The sequence below is a fragment of the Shouchella sp. JSM 1781072 genome (assembly GCF_041949915.1).
In the GTDB taxonomy this organism is placed as follows: Bacteria; Bacillota; Bacilli; order Bacillales; family Bacillaceae_D; genus Shouchella.
The window spans coordinates 145,748-163,950 of the sequence record NZ_JBHFQE010000004.1; the positions used below are offsets into that span (position 1 = coordinate 145,748).

Below are 18,203 nucleotides of genomic sequence, written 5' to 3' on the forward strand. Positions count from 1 at the left end.
CCTTGATTACTGGCCTTTAATGATTTCTATACAACTGGTACGCGTAGTCAATCTCTCCATCTTCATGAATTAAGCAATTCAATGCAGCAACAAGTCCTGCTGGATTTTCGCTTTGAATAATATTCCGACCTACAGCAACCCCTTTTGCGCCATTATCCATACAGTGCTTCACAAACGATAAGTAGGCCTTTACATCTTTTGTCTTTGGTCCACCTAATGCTAAAACAGGGACTTGCGCTTGTTCGGCAATGACCCCATCATCCACCCCACCAGAGTAACGGGTCTTAACAATATCAGCCCCTAACTCAACAGCAATTCGTGCAGCTGATGCAATGACATAGGGATCATTGGAATTTTTATCGGTAACGGCGTAACCATTCGGCAAAGATTCACAAATAAACGGAAGATTCCACTGATCTGCATCCTTAGCTAATGCCCATGCTGCTTGATGTGTGTCTGCTTCATTATGGGCACCTGGAAACGTCATGGCTATGATGCCATCTGCTCCAAGTCGCAACGCATCTTCTACCGTTAATAGAGAGGCTGTGTTTGGAACGGATGAATCATAAACACTTGTTGATATGTCTGCCCGAACCACCAATCCAACGTCATGAAACCACTCCGAATAACGTTTTGCCAGCCCGTACGTGACTAAAACCGCATCCAATCCATTTTCAATAAGTTGGGGCATTTGCTTGATAACTGTATCAATCCCGTTTGTATTCGTTGAAAAATAATAGCCATCCAACGCTAACGTTAACGACTTTCCATCTTTTGCAAAGATTTGATGTAATCGACGCGCTTTTGTCATCGCAACCTCCTTTTGTCAAAATACTAAGAATTCAAAGCATGTTGTGACGATCATAATCAAACGGACAAGACCGTGTCAAGGATCGTTAAGAAGACCAGCAGTCCATTCACTTTTCATCTATCTTCGTGCTCTATAAAGCTTCTTCATATGAAGAGATTACTTGTGCAGGTTTATTACCATTATGTTAAACTATGCACAATGTTAATAGCGAGAAAGGATTTACGCCTTGTTTAAAAAATACTCTCTAACAATTATTTTAGTATTGTATCGGCTATCGATTATGTTCGGCTTAAACGGGTACCTCTACTATAAGCAAAAAAGCCAAAACGACAAAGCATTACGCGCCCTTCAAGGCCTTGATGAAACCATGTATGACCTGAAAACAATGACCGTTAAACGTCAACAGGATGGTTACAAGCTCGAAAGCGATAAACAGCGTGAACTAACTCAGATCGCATTGCAGTATGAGGGGCTTGAAATAAATGAAAAAACCATAGTGAGCTTAGCAAAAGAATGGTCTGAGACACTTTATCATAAGGTTCATAAAGCCTTAGTGATCCTACTTATACTCCTTCCTGTGCTTACATTTTATCTCGTGCGAACGAACTTTTCATTCTTCTTATTAATTGCTACAATTATAACGATGTTAACCGCTATTATTCTAACTATTGCAGCAAGGAGACCTTCTTTTTTCAGAGTCATCTCATTTCGGAACTTGCTTTCATAATCATTTTCATCGTCTTGACTTTTTAAGAGATAAGAATGCTCTCTCATTACTTCATATGCACGAAAAGAAAAGGGACTGCTAGTTTGGTGCACCACTTAAAGTATTAGAATAAAATCTAGCACATCGGGGTGCACCTAAGCAAAAGCCTTTCTATCTAACTTTTCTCTTTCTAATATCCTCATAGTTAGCTCATCTTTACTAATGTAAAACTCTAAATTTCATAATTCACTAATATTGCTATTAACTCTTACTATACTTATTCTTTCTTTAAAAATAAAGAATGCTGAAATGAAATAAGTAAGAAGGATGTGCTTCCCATAAACCTTTTCGATTATCCACTGCTCACCGTAATTGTGGCTATTATACTTATTACATTAGTATCTATACATACAAGAAGATTAGTGAATAAAGATAAAGATTCAATTAAAAATACTGGTCCTAAGAAACGCAAAATGACCAATACAGAAAAATACATTATCTTACCCACGAGTTTATTAGCAATTTTCGCCGTAGCGATATTTAATCACATTTATCGACCAATTTTAATGGATGGTCCTTTTACTGACTGGATACAATCACTATTTAGTCTATAAACAGTTCATACAGTCTTACAACAAAAAAACACTGCTCAACCTATCGAAAGATCTGAGCAGTGTAACAACTTATTCGTTTAGTCATTCAATTCTAAAACCGCCACACATTCCACATGATTTGTTTGTGGAAACATATCTACAGGCGTTACTTCTTTTGTGCGGTAATCGCCATCCTCTAAAACACGCAAGTCTCGAGCAAGGGTAGCCGGGTTACAAGAGACGTACACAATTCGGCTTGGCTTCATTTGCAGCATCGTTTTCAGAAGTGCTTCATCGCACCCTTTTCTTGGTGGATCAACGACAATGACGTCAGCCGAAATTCCCTGCGCGTGCCACCATGGAATGACTTTTTCAGCTTCTCCAACGGCAAACGTTGCGTTGTCGATGTGATTCAGTTTTGCATTTCGTTTTGCGTCCGTAATCGCTTCTGGGACAATTTCCACACCGTATACATGCTTCGCTTTTTGCGCAAGAAAAAGAGAAATAGTCCCAATTCCACAGTATGCATCAATAACAGTCTCATCCCCTGTTAGATCCGCATAATCTAGCGCTTTTTGATAAAGACGATTGGTTTGATCAGGGTTCACTTGATAAAACGATCGCGCTGAAATGGCAAATCGAATGCCGTTAATTTCATCGTATAAGTACGTTTCTCCCCACAAGATATCTGTTTGCTTCCCAAAAATCACGTTTGTTCGTTCATTATTAATGTTTTGGACAATCGACACAACCCCAGGGATTGCTTCTTGAATACTAGCAATGAGCGCTTCTTTCCCCGGTATTTTTTTCCCTTTTGTGACGAGGACAACCATTACTTGACCTGTGGTTTTTCCGTAACGAGCAACAATATGTCGGAGAACGCCGTTATGTTTTTCTTCATTATACGCTGGGATTCGTAGCTCTTTCGCTAATCGCTTAACAGTTTGCACAACATGGTCATTCTCTTTGTGCTGGATGATGCATTCATCCATATCGACAATGTGATGGCTTCGTTTTGCATAAAAACCTGCGACGAGCTCACCCCGTTGAAACGCGACTGGTACTTGCGACTTGTTGCGGTAGCGCCATGGTTCGTCCATCCCAACAACGGCATGAACAGGGACATCCGGTAGCTTCCCGATTCGCTCCATCACATCTTTCACTTGTTTTTGCTTCATATGAAGCTGTGCGTCATAATCCATATGTTGAATTTGGCATCCTCCACATTGGTGAAAAATCGGGCATGGCGGTTCCACACGATGTGGGCTCTCTTTAACAAGATTCATTAAACGTCCAAATCCGTAACCTTTTTTCGTTTTTACGACTTTTATTTCTGCCTTTTCACCTGGAAGGGCTTGAGGGATAAATAAGGCATAGCCATCCACTTTGGCAACGCCTGAACCATCGTGAGTTAAATCTTCAATCGTAACAGTAAGGGTTTCATTTTTTTGCACAGGTGCTTGTTGTTTCATCTTTATATACGTCCTTTATTCACAAATGTCATCCATCCATTGTATCACGGGCACGTTCGATAAAAAAGCGCGTCTTCCGCAAAAAAAGAGGCCTGTACACGTGTACAGCACCTCTAGTTGGATTAATATTTTCCTTTTTGATAGAAGTTCTCGAAATAATCGTTTGTTTCTGCTACAACAACTTTCCAAAGTAGCAACAATGCAATTAAGTTTGGAATCATCATTAATGCATTGGCTACGTCCGCAAATGCCCATACCGTCGCAAGGTTAGCAATTGTACCGATAAAACACGCACCAACATATGTGAGTCGATACGCCGTAATTCCTTTTGTTCCGACAAGGTACTCAAAACATTTTTCCCCATATACATACCAACCAACAATAGTCGAGAAACCGAAAAATACAACAGATAAAGAAACGATATATTCACCAACAACACCAAGAACCGAACCAAATGCTGCGGTTGTTAAAGCTCCCCCTTCTAACGATGCATCATGCGCAACATTAGAAATCAATCCACCTGTTTGATCCCAGAAGCCTGTAATAAGTAAGACGAGCCCTGTCATTGTACACACAATAATTGTGACAATGAACGTTCCAGTCATGGCAACGAGCGCTTGTTTAACGGGGTGATCCGCACGTGCACTTCCAGCAATCAGTGCTGCCGTACCAAGACCTGCTTCGTTTGAGAAGATTCCGCGTGCTACTCCATTACGGATCGCTTCAGCAACAACGATTCCGACAAAGCCACCGACAGCAGCGACTGGATTAAACGCATAATAGAAAATCATTTCAAATGCAGGAATAATTAAGTTGTAGTTTAAAATTAAAATTAAAATCGCGCCGCCCATATACAAGATCGCCATAATTGGCACAAAGAAACTTGCAACGGTACTAATGCGTTGGATACCTCCAAAGATAATAAAACTTACAAGTATTACTAAGATAACACCTGTTACCCAACCTGGAACACCAAAACTAGTTGATGCAACGTCGGCAATGGTGTTTGATTGCACACTATTTCCAATTCCTAACGCAGCGATCGCACCAAATAAAGCAAACCCAATCGCTAAGAACTTAAATTTCTTTCCTAATCCTTTTTCAATATAATACATTGGTCCACTTGAATATTCACCGCGATCATTTTTGACCCGGAATTTTACTGCAAGTAATGCCTCAGCATATTTTGTTGCCATTCCTAATAAACCAACAATCCACATCCAAAAGATCGCACCAGGTCCACCGAGGGTAACCGCTGTTGCGACGCCGGCAATGTTACCGATTCCAATTGTAGCTGATAACGTTGTCATTAATGTTTTAAAATGACTAATATCGCCTTCAGCAGCGGAGTCTGACTTATCTTCCTTCCCGAAACCTAATTTGAAGGCATGACCGAGACGACGGAATTGTAACCCCTTTAAGGCTATCGTTAAAAATAAACCGGTTCCAAATAATAATATTAGACTGGGTGGCCCCCATAAAATATCGCTGATACTCTCGAGTATATCTTTTATACTCATGTTGTTCACTCCTCAGGACACACTATTGTATGATAGTATTAGTAGTCGATAGTTATTCTATCATGCACGTTCATACTTGTATTTGTGAAACCATACAATCTGAAAACGTTTCCTTTGTGTTTTCATACAATTACTTTTCTTAACTAATAAGGAGCTCTAGCTATGTCTAATGAAATATACAAGCTTTTTAATCAGTCATTCGACTCTTTAGAAGCTTTTGCCGATACGATTAGCGAACATCTTAAATGCCCTGTTACGATTGAAGACGCCAATCATCATCTTCTTGCCTACAGTTCTCACGATGATGAAACCGATCAAGCACGTGTTTCGACCATTATTGGGCGTCGTGTACCAGAGCGTGTGATTAACCGATTTTGGAAAGACGGGGTTATTCCAAAATTAAATCACAGCGACGAGCCACTAGTCATTCCAACGATTGATGAAATTGGCTTACGTAATCGAGTTGCGATTTCAATAAGAAAAAATGAAGAAGTGCTCGGTTACATTTGGGTTGTGGATGTAAACGGAACGCTAACCACTGAACACTTAGATCTTTTGAAATTAGCAGCACAAAAAGCGCGCAATCAGCTCTTGCAACTCAATCTGCAAAACAAGAAAAAAGAACGCAACGAACAAGAATTTCTGTGGCAAATGATTACAGGCGATGTCGTTGATCACGATTCTATTGAAAAAGAACTAATTCGAATCGGGCTAAAAAAAGGCCAACCTGTTGCCATCCTTGTCTTTTCTTTTAAACAAATGTCTAAAGAACTTTATAATCAACTCACATACATCTCAAAAACAACGCAAAAGATGAAAATCCTTATTCACACACTGGATGAAAATCATTGGATTACGTTAGTAGCACCTAAAAATAGTACCACTTTTATTGAGGAAACTGAACAATTTATTCAATCTTTTCGTGAGCAGATTAAAGAGCGGTTTGAAACGAAGGTTGAAGCGGTTGGCTGTGGCTACCCAAAAGAAACGTTTCCTATTATAAATGAAAGCTATAATGAAGCGAATGCAGTGCTTCGACTGAAGAAATTATTTCCGCGTGAATTGGAAAAAGTTCACTTCTATCACGAACTAGGAGCTTTTCGCTATATTGATTTATTAAAGCGCACACCTGAACTACAGAAGCTCACTTCTAACCCAGCCTTGGAAAAACTGGCTGCTTATGATCAGGAAAACCAAACCAATTTAATGGAGACACTGGAAACGGTGCTTGATTATGAAGATCGTCTAACCGAAGCCGCTAAAAAGCTTCATTGTCATATTAATACATTGAACTACCGTTTAAAACGGATTAAGGAAATCACAATGATTGACATTAAAGATCCTGTTCAAAAAATTGGCCTTTATTTCGACATTAAACTTTTTAGACAGTCGATATAAGACCATTTGTTGATTTTCACAAATAACCGCTTCCATTTTGTTTTTTTGTAACAATGCGTTCCTTCATTTGTGGATTTATACTAAACGTATCACATTCACACTACCCTGTTTGGAGGAATTATAGATGATTATTGGTATCCCTAGAGAAATTAAAAATAACGAAAACCGTGTAGCGATTACGCCAGCTGGTGTTGTTGCGTTAACAAAAGCTGGTCACCAAATTCTTGTAGAACAAAATGCAGGTGTTGGCTCTAGCTTTGAAGATGTTGATTACACAGCAGCTGGTGCGACAATTATTCCAGAAGCAAAAGACGTATGGGCTCAGTCAGATATGATTATGAAAGTAAAAGAGCCGCTTTCAAGCGAGTATGGCTACTTCCGTGAAGGATTAATCCTTTTCACATACCTTCACCTTGCAGCTGAAGCAGAACTTGCTCAAGCATTAGTTGATAGTGGTGTCATTGCCATTGCTTATGAAACAGTTGAAGTAAACCGCACACTTCCACTTCTTACACCAATGAGTGAAGTTGCTGGTCGTATGGCTTCTCAAATTGGTGCTCAATTTCTTGAGAAATTAAAAGGCGGAAAAGGAATTCTTCTTTCAGGTGTACCAGGCGTAAAACGCGGAAAAGTAACGGTTATCGGTGGCGGAGTTGTTGGAACGAACGCAGCGAAAATTGCGGTCGGTCTAGGTGCTGACGTAACGTTAATCGACTTGAGTGCGGATCGTCTTCGTCAAATCGATGACCAGTTCGGAAATGACATCCAAACATTAATGTCCAATCCTTTAAATATCGCTGAAGCAGTAAAAGATTCTGATCTTGTGATTGGCGCTGTTTTAATTCCAGGAGCAAAAGCCCCTAAACTTGTAACAGAAGAAATGATTAAATCAATGAATCCAGGATCTGTTGTCGTTGACGTTGCTATTGACCAAGGTGGTATCATTGAAACTGTAGATAAAATTACAACTCATGATAACCCAACATACACGAAGCATGGTGTAGTTCATTACGCTGTAGCGAACATGCCTGGTGCTGTGCCTCGTACATCAACACTTGGACTTACCAACGTAACGATTCCTTATGCGCTTCAAATCGCAAACAAAGGAGTTCAACAAGCATTAGCAGACAATCCAGCTCTTGCTCTTGGACTAAACGTTGCAAACGGTGATGTTACGTATAGTGCTGTTGCACGTGACCTTGGATATGAGCTTGTTTCCGTAGCAGATGCATTAGCAAAAACTCCGGTAAAAGCATAAATCCTCTATAGCACGCTAAAGCCCCTGCATCGTATGATGAGGGGCTTTCTTGTATACGAAAGGAAGATCGAGAATGAAGACATCAAGCTACCGTGACACCTATGCCGAAATCAATCTTGATGCCATTGCGCACAACACACGAACATTTAAGCAATCGCTTTCTGAAGATTGTCAACTCATGGCTGTTGTTAAAGGAAATGGCTACGGCCACGGCGCTGTTCCTGTCGCAAAAAAAGCCCTTGAGAACGGTGCAACTTATTTAGGTGTCGCTATCATTGATGAAGCATTTGAATTACGTGAAGCTGGAATTAAAGCACCTATACTCGTGCTTGGTTACACGCCCCCTCAAGCGTTTCAGCAAGCAATTCTTGAAAACATCACAATTACATTGTTTGACGATCAGCTCGTTCAATCGTTAGCAAAAACTGCGTCAGATTTGCAGAAACAAGTGAAGGTTCATGTCAAAGTAGACACCGGTATGGGGCGGATTGGTATTCAAACGTCAGCCGAACTGATTGATACGATCCAAGCCATTCAGGCGAAACCATTTGTGGAACTAGAAGGTTTATTTACTCATTTTGCAGAAGCAGATAACTTAGAATCAACGTACACAGATGAGCAATTTCAACGTTTCTGCACATTTATTGATTCGCTTCAATCAGCGGGTATCACCATTCCGATTACCCATTGCTGCAATAGCGCGGGTACGCTCTATCATCCAGATAAACATTTGGATATGGTGCGTGTAGGGATTAGTTTGTATGGTCTCAGACCAGATACTGCCCTCCAATTTCCCATCCCACTTCAACAAGCAATGCGTTTATATGCTACAGTCGCATCTGTTCGGTCTGTAAAAAAAGGCGAAAGCATTAGCTACGGTCGCACGCACATGCTTCAGGAAGACCGAAACGTAGCGACGCTCGCGATTGGCTATGCTGATGGCTTGTCCCGTGCCCTTTCCAATAAAGGACACACGTTTTACGCCGATAAACAAGCGCCTATTCTCGGCCGCGTTTGTATGGATCAAACAATGATTGACGTCACCGACATTAAAGGGATTCAACGTGGCGATGTTGTAGAGTTTCCAATCGACCATATGGCAGATATCACAAATACCATCAATTATGAAATCGTTTGTGCTCTAACAAAACGTGTCCCTCGTTATTATGTAGAAAACGCCCAGTAATGGTTGGGCGTTTTTTCTACTTTATACGAAAAGAAACAGTCCGACGAACAAGATGACCCAAAACAAGGCAATTGCTAAGAAAGCTTTCAAACTTCCCCCTTTCAACTTAAAGCCAATAGGCTCCCCTTCATCACCACGATCCATTTTTCTAGCCGTCACGATGTACACAATATTCCCAATCACGATAAGAGCAAAGAAAAAAAGTAGATACATACGAAGCTCATTTCTCATTAAATCCATTGGCGGTTGATTAAACGGTGGTGTATGGTTGACGATGAGTATCAGCCCGATAAAAAGAAATACGATTAACAGCACAACCCTAGGCCATTCATGTTCTTCTTTCTCCGCTTTGTAAGCCATTAACTCCCTATGCCACTTCCAAAACGACCACTTCTTCTTTTGCACAAAAAATCCTAAAATAGCTAGAAAAATAAGGACAAAACCTAAGCTAAAGTTAATGGCATCGGCAAAAAGATTTGTTGATAAGAGCCATCCGGCTGAAAAAATTATTCCAAAAAGAGTGCCGTTCAATAATACAAGTTCTCTAATTCGGTATCGTTCCAACTTTTCAAAAAGCATCTTGCCCTCCTTCCGTTATAAGAGCGCGAGTAGTGCATAACCAACTGCAAAAATCACAATCCATGCACACAGGATGGCAATGAAAATTTTTAATGAATGACCCTTAAATTCAAACCCTCGCTCTGTCTCAAAATTCCATGTATCGATCGTTCTTCCTTTTGAGATGACGCTAAAATTTATAAGAGGTACGAGAACGACAATACTAAGAATAAATGCACCATAAATGATTGTTTCACTTGCAACGAGTGGTGTTGTCGTTACTAAGAAAAGTAAAGCAGCTGCGCCTATTAAGAGAAAAACACCGTCGGTTCTCTGCTTGCTGCCCCACGCCGCATCTCCATACTGTTTTCTTTCGTGATTCATTAACGTCTGCTGCCATTGCACTGGCAAAAGAGGTTTTTTAACAGCGAAAACCTTCCATAACCCGGTAACGGTATTCATTACCAGCCCTAGCCATAATAGCCATGACAATGGAAGGTTTATTAGCGACATTAACATTAGTAATACAACTAAGATTGCTACATACACATTATTCCAAATCACTTCTTGTTGCCGTGCTTTGCGTATTTCTTCAGTCAAATCCAAATCATTCCTTTACATTCTTTATATACAACGTTAAAAAAGATAAAAGACCACTAACCAAAACAGTGTCCAAAACAGAATAATACCAAAGAAAACGACAAGCGTCCTTCCTTTTAATTCAAACCCTTTTACATTCTTTCCATAAAAGGAGTCCATCCATTTCGATCGGACGATATAGCCAGTATTGGCTGCGATGGAAATCAGAAGAAATTGCAAATTAAACGGTGTTTCTATTTCCGCTTGTGACAGTGGGGTGTCCGAATGAGTAAGAATGTGAGAAACGATAAAGTTCCCTATCACAAGAATGACTATAATTAATAAAATACTTGCTATACGATTTCTCTTACGCCAATCCTTATAGCCATAAAAATGAATCTCATGATCCCGTAACGTTCTCTTCCATTTAAATAGAGGCTTAGGGAATCCAGGCTTAACCACACTCATAATAGAAACGATAAGTAAACTTGTTAGCAAAACCATAAAAACGATTTCTAGAAATTCAAAATGGAAACTCACGTACATTAAAAGGAATAAGCCCAAAATAAGTCCATTATTAAAGATCCATTCAGCTCTACGTTCCTTACGTATATCTAGCAAGCAGACACCTCCTCCTTAGTACTTATAACTAAACTATAACAAATTTTACCTGTTCATATGAAATGGATTTCTAAAGAAAAGACTCTATTTCCTATCGAAATAGAGTCTTCATGTACTAATCAAAAAATTTCTCTGCCTTTTTCATTTGATGGAGCTCTTCTTTTGGTAAATCGTCTTCGGCTACAATGGCTTGTACAGGACAGGCAGCCACACATGCACCACAATCAATGCATAAATTCGGATCAATGTAATATTGATCATCTCCTTCTTCTATGCAATCAACTGGACAAATATCAACACATTCCGCTGCTTTCTCCTGTTGACAACCACTCATGATGACGTAAGCCATTTATAAACCTCCTTAAATTTCTATAGAAAATCCTCTTTATTGAGCCCCAGAAATTGTAATGCATGTAAACCATGTATTCCTTCTTTTTCTTTTTCAGTTAGATCATCCAACTCATCCACTACTTTTCCAGAGGGAACTTCCCTTAATAAAAACGGATAGTCCGATCCCGCAATGATCCGATTTGCCCCTAATCGATTAATCATAAACCTTAAGTTATCACGGTCATAAACGAGGGCATCGTAAAAAAGCTTGTTGATATATTCGCTCGGTCTTTTAGTTGTTTTTCTTATTTGTGGCCAGACTTCATATCCTTGGTCCATCCTAGGTATAAGATACGGTAGTGCTCCTCCACCATGTGCAAAACAAATCTTTAAATTCTTATACCGATCCAACATGCCACTCATAATTATACTCCCTGCAGCGAGAGCTGTTTCTGAAGGCATACCGATCATATACATGAAATTATGGCGAGGAAATCGCTCCTTTCCTAATGTATCCCATGGATGAACAAACAATGGAACACCAAGATCATTGGCGGCTTCAAAAAAGGGGTCTAGAAATGGATCATCTAGATTCATTCCGTTTACATTTGTACCTATTTCAATGCCAGCCAATCCTAACGTCTCATATAAACGCTTCATCTCACGAATCGCTAATTGAGGATTTTGTAATGGCACTGTTCCAAGACCTACAAAACGCTTTGGCTCACGTGAAACGATTGATGCGATAAAATCATTTTGTGATTGTGCTAATTCAAGTCCTTTTCCTGCATCTGCCCAATAACTAAAGGTAACAGGGATAGGTGAAAGAACTTGCACATCAATTCCTTCGTTATCCATGTCCTCTATTCGTTTGTCGAACGCCCAAGCTTGATTCGTAACGTCTCTAAAATTCTTTCCATTGATCATAATCTTGGCGCCACAGTGACACGTTTTTTCCAAGACTGGCCAGCGGTCATCACTATATTTTTTCGCTAAATTTATAAAATCTTCAGATATAACATGAGTATGGAAATCAACTCGTAGTGTTCGTTCCATGATTGAACGCCTCTTTCTACTCTATCGATTATTTTCCTAATTGGACGCCATAGGTGAAATATGATTCAGGCGGTTTACTTCCCCACATTTCTAGACCTAATTCCCCGACGTCAGATGTCCATTGGATCGGCTCCCAATCTGGCGAAAAAATTAGCATGCCACCTGTCCAGATCTCAACTCGATGACCGGATGGTTCAAACACATAAATAAATTGTGCTCCGCTCGTTCCGTGCTTTCCAGGTCCCCACTCAATTTTCAGTCCATTCTCTGCCATTAAATTGGCTGCCCGAATTAATTCATCTGGAGAATCAAGGTAATAGGCTAAATGATGGAATTTCCCTCCATCTTGATTTGCGTTACGCATAAAAGCAATTTCATGAGCGATATTCGTTCGGCTCAACCATGATCCTAAACGAGTTTGTTCTGAATTTTCGATATAATAACGATGATGTACTCCTAAAAATTTTGTCCACCACTCCTGCTCTTTTTTCACATCGTTCACCATAATATTTACGTGGTCAAATCGCCTTGGTGATACACCATATGATCGATACTTACTTGGATGACTAGGTAACTTTGAAGTCAATTCAGGATTATTTGTCACAAACAATTCTTTTTCCCAATAAAGCTCAATAGGTACGCCTGCTGGAGAATGAAAATGAACAGCTTCTCCAATTGCTTTTTTAGATCCCTTGTCCACCCATTGAAATTCCATATTCATTTCTTTCAGGACTCGTTCAAATAGATAAAGAGATTCTTTCGCACTTACACGCCAACCAATTCGATTTACTTTTGATTCATGTCCTTCTTCCAACACAAGCGTGTGGTGATCATAATCTTGCCATGCTCGTAAGAAAGCACGATTTCCTTCTTGTTCCGTAACAACAAGGCCCATTACCTCTGTAAAAAACCAAAGTGACTGTTCCATCTTGTTCACAGTAATGTCAACATGACCAAGGTGTGCAACTGTTCGCAAATAAGCCTCGAGCCTTTCTTGTGCTTCGTCCTTATTAATGATATCGTTCATGATATTTGTCATTCGTTAGCCTCCTTATTCCTTTTCTTCAACTAGTTTTTTCAACTACTTTTTCCATTAAGCTCGTACTATGAGCTCCATGCAAAGATGAGCTTGGATCAATAAATACCTTTGCATGACTGACGGCAATCGGCGCTTCACCAAATCCAGCTGCCATTAATTTCACTTTCCCTCTATATGTTGCGACGTCCCCAACTGCGTAAATACCAGGGATGTTCGTTTCTCCAATTTCATTAACAAGAATTGAATTTTTTTCAATATCGAGTCCCCAATCATTAATTGGACCGAGATTTGAAATAAATCCATAGTTCACGATAAAATCGTCGGCTTCCACTAATACATGCTTCTCGCCCTTAACTTCTTTAACAAGGACGCTCTCAATTTGCTCATCCCCTCGAATCTCTATTGGAACATAGGGTGTTAAAACGGATGCGCTTGATTCTTTTAAACATTTAACACTATAATCATGGGCCCGAAAACGGTCTCTTCTATGCACAACTGTCACCTTTAAACAGATCTCTTCAAGCATAAGTGCCCAATCAACAGCAGAATCCCCGCCGCCAAATACGACAACCTCTCGTCCTTTAAAACGCTCAAGGTTTGTGATTTCATAATGGATATTTTTCCCTTTAAATAAATCTTCATTCGAAAGTTTTAGTGTTCTTGGCTTAAATGCCCCGTTCCCAGCAGTAATAATGATGGTCTTTGAATAATGGTTTCCGTGATTTGTTCTGATTACAAAACAATGTTCTTCTTTTGTCACCTCAAGTACTTCTTCGTTTAAACAGACTTGGGTATCAAACTGAGCCATCTGTGCTTTTAGACCCGAAACAAGATCGCGCGCTCGCACTTTTGGAAAACCAGCAACATCATAAACAAATTTTTCTGGATATAATGCTTGTAGTTGCCCTCCAAGTTCTGGCAAGCTTTCAATTAATTTTACGCTTGCTTGCCGCATCCCTGCATAAAAAGCTGTAAACATCCCTACAGGTCCGCCACCAACAATGGTTATGTCATATACTTTCCTATCCAACATTTAGAAACACTCCCTTAGTCTCTCTAACCGTCTATAAAATTAGACTAATTTTCCCTTGGGGGCGCAAGCTATCAAGTTGTAAGATCACTTTTTTGCTATTAATTGCGAGCCCGCCTGTTGTTTGTTCTAACGTAAAAGACGCTGTTCCAATAAATGTGTCCATTACTTCTCGCTTTGTTCGGTAAGTCGTAAAGTTACATTCGACTTGAATCGTTTCCTGATTCCCTTCCTTGATAAGAATGTTGTGGTAATTTCGCACGGTTGTAGAATGTGGATATTCCACATGAGCTTCTTTTTTTAGCAACCTTTCCGCCCGCTCTTGTAACCGTGAACGACTATCATGAATGTAATACAATGACTTATACGGATCAGCATCCGGTTCACCAATTGGCGGAACATAATAGCTTCCGTCCTCTGTAAATAGATTCGCCCACTCCAGTAGTTTCCACTGATCTAAAAGTCGTGCTTCTTCATACAAGAAATCCACTACATCTTGTCTTACATCAGTAGTTACTGTCATTTTAACGACGCCTCCTGATTCATTATTGAAGCTTGAATTACTTTATTATACTGACGCCAAAAACTTCTCATTTGTAACTCATCTGTAGCCAACGTATTTTCTTCACCACGAACCATGCCTTTGGAGATATCGTTCCACTCCACCTCTGTATTATTGGTATACGCTTCTTGACAGAGCTCTAATGCTTCATTGTCATCCGGCGTGGCAAACCCACCTGGACCAAGGAACTCTAAGAAGTTATTATTACGAGCGAGTCGATGATCCGCTGGTTCACCAACTGGTGCGAGAGAATAGCCCGATACCTCTAAATAGTCTGGTGACGTTGGATAGAACGTACGTGCAGTGATTGCCATGATGTCGTTGATGACTAGGTTCGGAAATATAATAATGTTTCGATTATAATTCGCAATTCGATCAGCTCGTTCCTCGCCAAAGCGCTCTACTAATCGCTCTTTCATTTTTTCCATATCGGCTTTTAACGCTTCACTCCATATTGCCGTCCACTGAGCAATCGGTCTCCCCCAAGGTGCCATGTATTCCATCACTGCATGACCATTCCCTAAATCCTTCCCTCTCCCTTCTAACTTCACTTTTTTAATCTCAGGGTCTTGGGCAAGCTTTATATCAAAATACGTTTTATGTGTTGGCATACCGTGATAAAGGTCCACACTATTTTCAGCAAGTAATTTCCAATTTGCTCGAACACTATATTGCTGGACCCCACCTAAAGCTTCTAAACCATGTTCGGACTGATCTACTGCTAAATCTATATACTCTTTCGCTCCAGCTAGGTACTCATCTAACGACATTGCATCATCGTCAAAGTTGACAAAGATAAACCCACGATACTGCTCTACTCTATTAACCGCTTTCATATCTTTCGTTCCACAATCATTAAAGTCTTCTGGAAAGCCATCTTTCCCCGGCATACCTTGTAATTTTCCATCATTCGTAAAACTCCACGCATGATAGAAACAGCGAAATACACGAGAATTCCCTTCATTTTCTCTACAAACAAGTGCTCCTCGATGTGGACAAGTATTATAAAGTGCACGAATTTCACCATCATGACTATGAACAAGAACGAGATTTCGTCCACCCACTTTTTTTCTTTTATAATCACCAGCATTCGGCACTTCTGTTTCGTGCCCGATAAACAGCCAGCACTTACTAAAAATCTCTGCGCGCTCGTGAGCTAATATTTCTTTATCCGTGAATACACTTCGATGAACAAGGAACTCATTCTTATCAATATTGTCTCGTAAAATCTCTTTCATTTTAATTCCCTCCTCTATCGTTTAAAGCATGTTACTACCACCGTTGACACTAATTACTTGTCCTGTAATAAAAGATGCTCCCTTTGTTGAAACATACCACACTGCATCCGCAACCTCTTCCATTTTTGCTGCCCGCCCTTTAGGGATAATCTCAATATATTTATCTACAAGAGCTGAATCTCGTTCACGGATACGATCGAGTGCCTCACAATCAACTGCAGGAGGTGCAATCGTATTTACCGTAATATCATAGCGAGCAAACTCTCGAGCTAATCCAGTAGTCATCGCATGCATACCGCCTTTTGCGGCGTTATATGCTGCATGATCCCATAATCCATTGCGAACAGAGTCAGCTCCTACATTCACAATTCTCCCGTATTTTCTTTCGACCATGTGAGGTAACACTTTGTAACAGCACCAAACTGCTGTCCACAAATTGCGATCAATTGTCTGTTTTAATGTTTCTGGTGTCTGTTCTAAAAACGGTAAGATGACCCCTCCACCAGCATTATTAACTAAAACATCAATTTTCCCCCAAATTTGAATGGTCTTAGTGACCATTTGATCAACTTGCTTCTCATCGCTTAAGTCACCGATAAAATCTTGGACTTCACCATTTGTCAACGCTTTCAATTCATCAACTGCTTTTTTCGTTCGTTCTTCTTCCGTTCCACATACAAGAACTTTTGCACCAGACCGTAACAATTTTAACGCAATCTCTTTCCCTATACCTCGTGCAGACCCTGTGACAATCGCAACTTGATCCGATAGCGTTTCGCTTAAAAGCTGATCACTCAATTTTTCCGCCTCCCTTTTGTGTTTTTTCCTTCCTAACCTCTCCTTTCAGTATATTTTTTATAGGTTTCAAATTCCAATTGAACATTTTTTATATTTCTATCGTTTCCAAAAAAATTTTCATCGATGCCATATTTTGTTGCATATAAAAGAACACAGTTCTATTCACTGAGCATCGTTCTACTATAATAAAAGAAGAAAACCTCCGGTTATTGAATGCGCTTACAATTAAGATGAATTATAATAGAAGGAAAGAATGACATAAGGAGGAGATGGAATTGAATGAGTACCAACTTATTACGTTTTTAGCCATCGTTGATTACAAAAGCTACTCGAAAGCCGCCAAATATTTAAATGTCACACAACCAACTGTTACATCACGTATAAAAGCACTTGAAGACATCTTATGTTGTGAGCTTTTTCAAAGAAATGGCCACGAAGTTTTCTTAACTCGGCAAGGAGATTTGTTTAAAGACTATGCTAAAAATATACTAATCTATATGAAACAATCCAAAGAGATTACAAACTTGACAAAAGATCCTGTAATTCGTGTTGGATTCTCTCCCGGTTATTCATACTCTTTTATTGTTGAACTGCTAAAAACGATTAAATCAATTGGAAAGATTGATATTCAAGTGATTGAAGGCTATGATTCTGTTAACCTTAATGAACGAGTTCTTGCTGGGGAGATTGATTTAATTTTTGCTCGAAATGTTTTATCGGAAAATTCGGATATAGAGTCAGAATTTTTATTTTCCAATGAACTGGTCCTTGTTCTTCCAACTACTCATCCTTTAACAAGCTATGACCAGTTGTCATTACACCATTTGCATAAAGAAACGATTATTAGTTTTAGAAGAAATACTGCGCTTTGGCAATTAATTGACCAAAAACTATTATCTGTAAATGAACTCACTCGTATTGATGTTGATAATAACGAAATGCTGTTAAAAGCTGTTTCGCATAATATCGGAATAGGTATCATTCCTAAATTGGGGATTGATGAAAACTATCATCTAAAAACTACAACACGGAAAGTCGCAGAACTAACGGCTATACCGAACTCCGTTTACGTGCAATATCGCAAAACCCCTCAAATTAAACACCTAGCAAAAAAAATTATTTATTCGATTATTAACCACAAATATTCACAAATATAAGCTAAATAAAAAGAAGCAAGTCAGTTGACGACTTGCTTCTTTTTGCAAAAAATCTTAATTATTTCTCATGGCCTATCGGGACTTATCCTCTCTTAACTCTCGTACACTATGACCACCGATTGACCAATGTGTATGCGGAATTTCATGAACAATGACACGAATATTTTCTTTAGGGGAATCAAGTGTGCGATGGATTGTTGCCGTTACTTCCTCCATCATGATTTCAATCACATCTGAATTTCTACCTTCTAGTATTTCAACTCGTACAAGCGGCATCATTTTCTCCTTTCA

At 39.6% G+C, this 18,203-nt stretch carries 19 protein-coding genes; 5 read left to right on the forward strand and 14 right to left on the reverse strand.

Annotation, left to right across the window (positions count from 1 at the left end; translation table 11 throughout):
* Positions 1-16: 16 nt before the first annotated feature.
* The gene (locus ACE1TH_RS18820) at positions 17-811 is read right to left on the reverse strand and encodes a class I fructose-bisphosphate aldolase (protein ID WP_375079729.1); all 795 of its coding nucleotides are present in this window, start codon (positions 809-811) and stop codon (positions 17-19) included.
* A 226-nt stretch (positions 812-1,037) separates the two neighbouring features.
* Between ACE1TH_RS18820 and ACE1TH_RS18825 the strand changes: the two genes are divergently transcribed.
* Positions 1,038-1,538, forward strand: a complete 501-nt coding sequence (locus tag ACE1TH_RS18825; RefSeq protein ID WP_375079730.1) for a hypothetical protein — start codon at positions 1,038-1,040, stop codon at positions 1,536-1,538.
* A gap of 670 nt (positions 1,539-2,208) precedes the next feature.
* Here ACE1TH_RS18825 and rlmD read toward each other — a convergent pair.
* The gene (rlmD, locus tag ACE1TH_RS18830) at positions 2,209-3,582 is read right to left on the reverse strand and encodes a 23S rRNA (uracil(1939)-C(5))-methyltransferase RlmD (RefSeq protein ID WP_375079731.1); all 1,374 of its coding nucleotides are present in this window, start codon (positions 3,580-3,582) and stop codon (positions 2,209-2,211) included.
* 122 nt (positions 3,583-3,704) lie between these two features.
* Positions 3,705-5,102, reverse strand: a complete 1,398-nt coding sequence (locus tag ACE1TH_RS18835; protein WP_375079732.1) for an alanine/glycine:cation symporter family protein — start codon at positions 5,100-5,102, stop codon at positions 3,705-3,707.
* 162 nt (positions 5,103-5,264) lie between these two features.
* On the opposite strand from ACE1TH_RS18835, the gene ACE1TH_RS18840 reads away from it, so the two are divergent.
* From ACE1TH_RS18840 to alr, 3 genes are all read left to right on the forward strand, one after another.
* Complete coding sequence (locus tag ACE1TH_RS18840; protein ID WP_255224895.1) at positions 5,265-6,500, forward strand: PucR family transcriptional regulator; 1,236 nt, start codon at positions 5,265-5,267, stop codon at positions 6,498-6,500.
* 124 nt (positions 6,501-6,624) lie between these two features.
* Entirely contained in the window at positions 6,625-7,758 is a 1,134-nt protein-coding gene (gene ald, locus ACE1TH_RS18845; protein WP_099305219.1) for an alanine dehydrogenase, read from the forward strand.
* A 73-nt stretch (positions 7,759-7,831) separates the two neighbouring features.
* Complete coding sequence (alr, locus tag ACE1TH_RS18850; protein WP_375079733.1) at positions 7,832-8,944, forward strand: alanine racemase; 1,113 nt, start codon at positions 7,832-7,834, stop codon at positions 8,942-8,944.
* A 21-nt stretch (positions 8,945-8,965) separates the two neighbouring features.
* Here alr and ACE1TH_RS18855 read toward each other — a convergent pair whose 3' ends face one another.
* The 10 genes from ACE1TH_RS18855 to ACE1TH_RS18900 all read right to left on the reverse strand — a co-directional run bounded on the left by ACE1TH_RS18855 (position 8,966) and on the right by ACE1TH_RS18900 (position 16,755).
* Positions 8,966-9,523: a hypothetical protein gene (locus ACE1TH_RS18855; protein WP_375079734.1), complete on the reverse strand. Its 558-nt coding sequence runs from the start codon at positions 9,521-9,523 to the stop codon at positions 8,966-8,968.
* Positions 9,524-9,538: 15 nt separating this feature from the next.
* A complete protein-coding gene (locus tag ACE1TH_RS18860; RefSeq protein WP_255224893.1) occupies positions 9,539-10,102 on the reverse strand; it encodes a hypothetical protein in 564 nt (187 codons plus the stop codon).
* 36 nt (positions 10,103-10,138) lie between these two features.
* Complete coding sequence (locus ACE1TH_RS18865) at positions 10,139-10,702, reverse strand: hypothetical protein (RefSeq protein ID WP_375079735.1); 564 nt, start codon at positions 10,700-10,702, stop codon at positions 10,139-10,141.
* Between the two features lie 115 nt (positions 10,703-10,817).
* On the reverse strand, positions 10,818-11,051 hold the full coding sequence (locus tag ACE1TH_RS18870) for a ferredoxin family protein (protein WP_375079736.1): 234 nt from the start codon (positions 11,049-11,051) through the stop codon (positions 10,818-10,820).
* 20 nt (positions 11,052-11,071) lie between these two features.
* A complete protein-coding gene (locus tag ACE1TH_RS18875) occupies positions 11,072-12,088 on the reverse strand; it encodes an amidohydrolase family protein (protein WP_375079737.1) in 1,017 nt (338 codons plus the stop codon).
* A gap of 28 nt (positions 12,089-12,116) precedes the next feature.
* Positions 12,117-13,127, reverse strand: coding sequence for a VOC family protein (locus ACE1TH_RS18880; RefSeq protein WP_375079738.1), 1,011 nt, complete (start codon positions 13,125-13,127; stop codon positions 12,117-12,119).
* Between the two features lie 25 nt (positions 13,128-13,152).
* Positions 13,153-14,160, reverse strand: coding sequence for an NAD(P)/FAD-dependent oxidoreductase (locus ACE1TH_RS18885; protein ID WP_375079739.1), 1,008 nt, complete (start codon positions 14,158-14,160; stop codon positions 13,153-13,155).
* Between the two features lie 31 nt (positions 14,161-14,191).
* On the reverse strand, positions 14,192-14,680 hold the full coding sequence (locus tag ACE1TH_RS18890) for an aromatic-ring-hydroxylating dioxygenase subunit beta (protein ID WP_375079740.1): 489 nt from the start codon (positions 14,678-14,680) through the stop codon (positions 14,192-14,194).
* The gene (locus ACE1TH_RS18895; protein ID WP_375079741.1) at positions 14,677-15,957 is read right to left on the reverse strand and encodes an aromatic ring-hydroxylating oxygenase subunit alpha; all 1,281 of its coding nucleotides are present in this window, start codon (positions 15,955-15,957) and stop codon (positions 14,677-14,679) included. Before ACE1TH_RS18895 ends, ACE1TH_RS18890 begins: the two co-directional genes overlap by 4 nt.
* A 21-nt stretch (positions 15,958-15,978) precedes the next feature.
* On the reverse strand, positions 15,979-16,755 hold the full coding sequence (locus ACE1TH_RS18900) for an SDR family NAD(P)-dependent oxidoreductase (RefSeq protein WP_375079742.1): 777 nt from the start codon (positions 16,753-16,755) through the stop codon (positions 15,979-15,981).
* A 275-nt stretch (positions 16,756-17,030) separates the two neighbouring features.
* On the opposite strand from ACE1TH_RS18900, the gene ACE1TH_RS18905 reads away from it, so the two are divergent.
* On the forward strand, positions 17,031-17,912 hold the full coding sequence (locus tag ACE1TH_RS18905) for a LysR substrate-binding domain-containing protein (RefSeq protein ID WP_375079743.1): 882 nt from the start codon (positions 17,031-17,033) through the stop codon (positions 17,910-17,912).
* Between the two features lie 72 nt (positions 17,913-17,984).
* Here the strand turns inward: ACE1TH_RS18905 and ACE1TH_RS18910 are convergent, their stop codons facing one another.
* Positions 17,985-18,191, reverse strand: a complete 207-nt coding sequence (locus ACE1TH_RS18910; protein WP_375079744.1) for a 2-hydroxymuconate tautomerase — start codon at positions 18,189-18,191, stop codon at positions 17,985-17,987.
* Between the last annotated feature and the right edge of the window lie 12 nt (positions 18,192-18,203).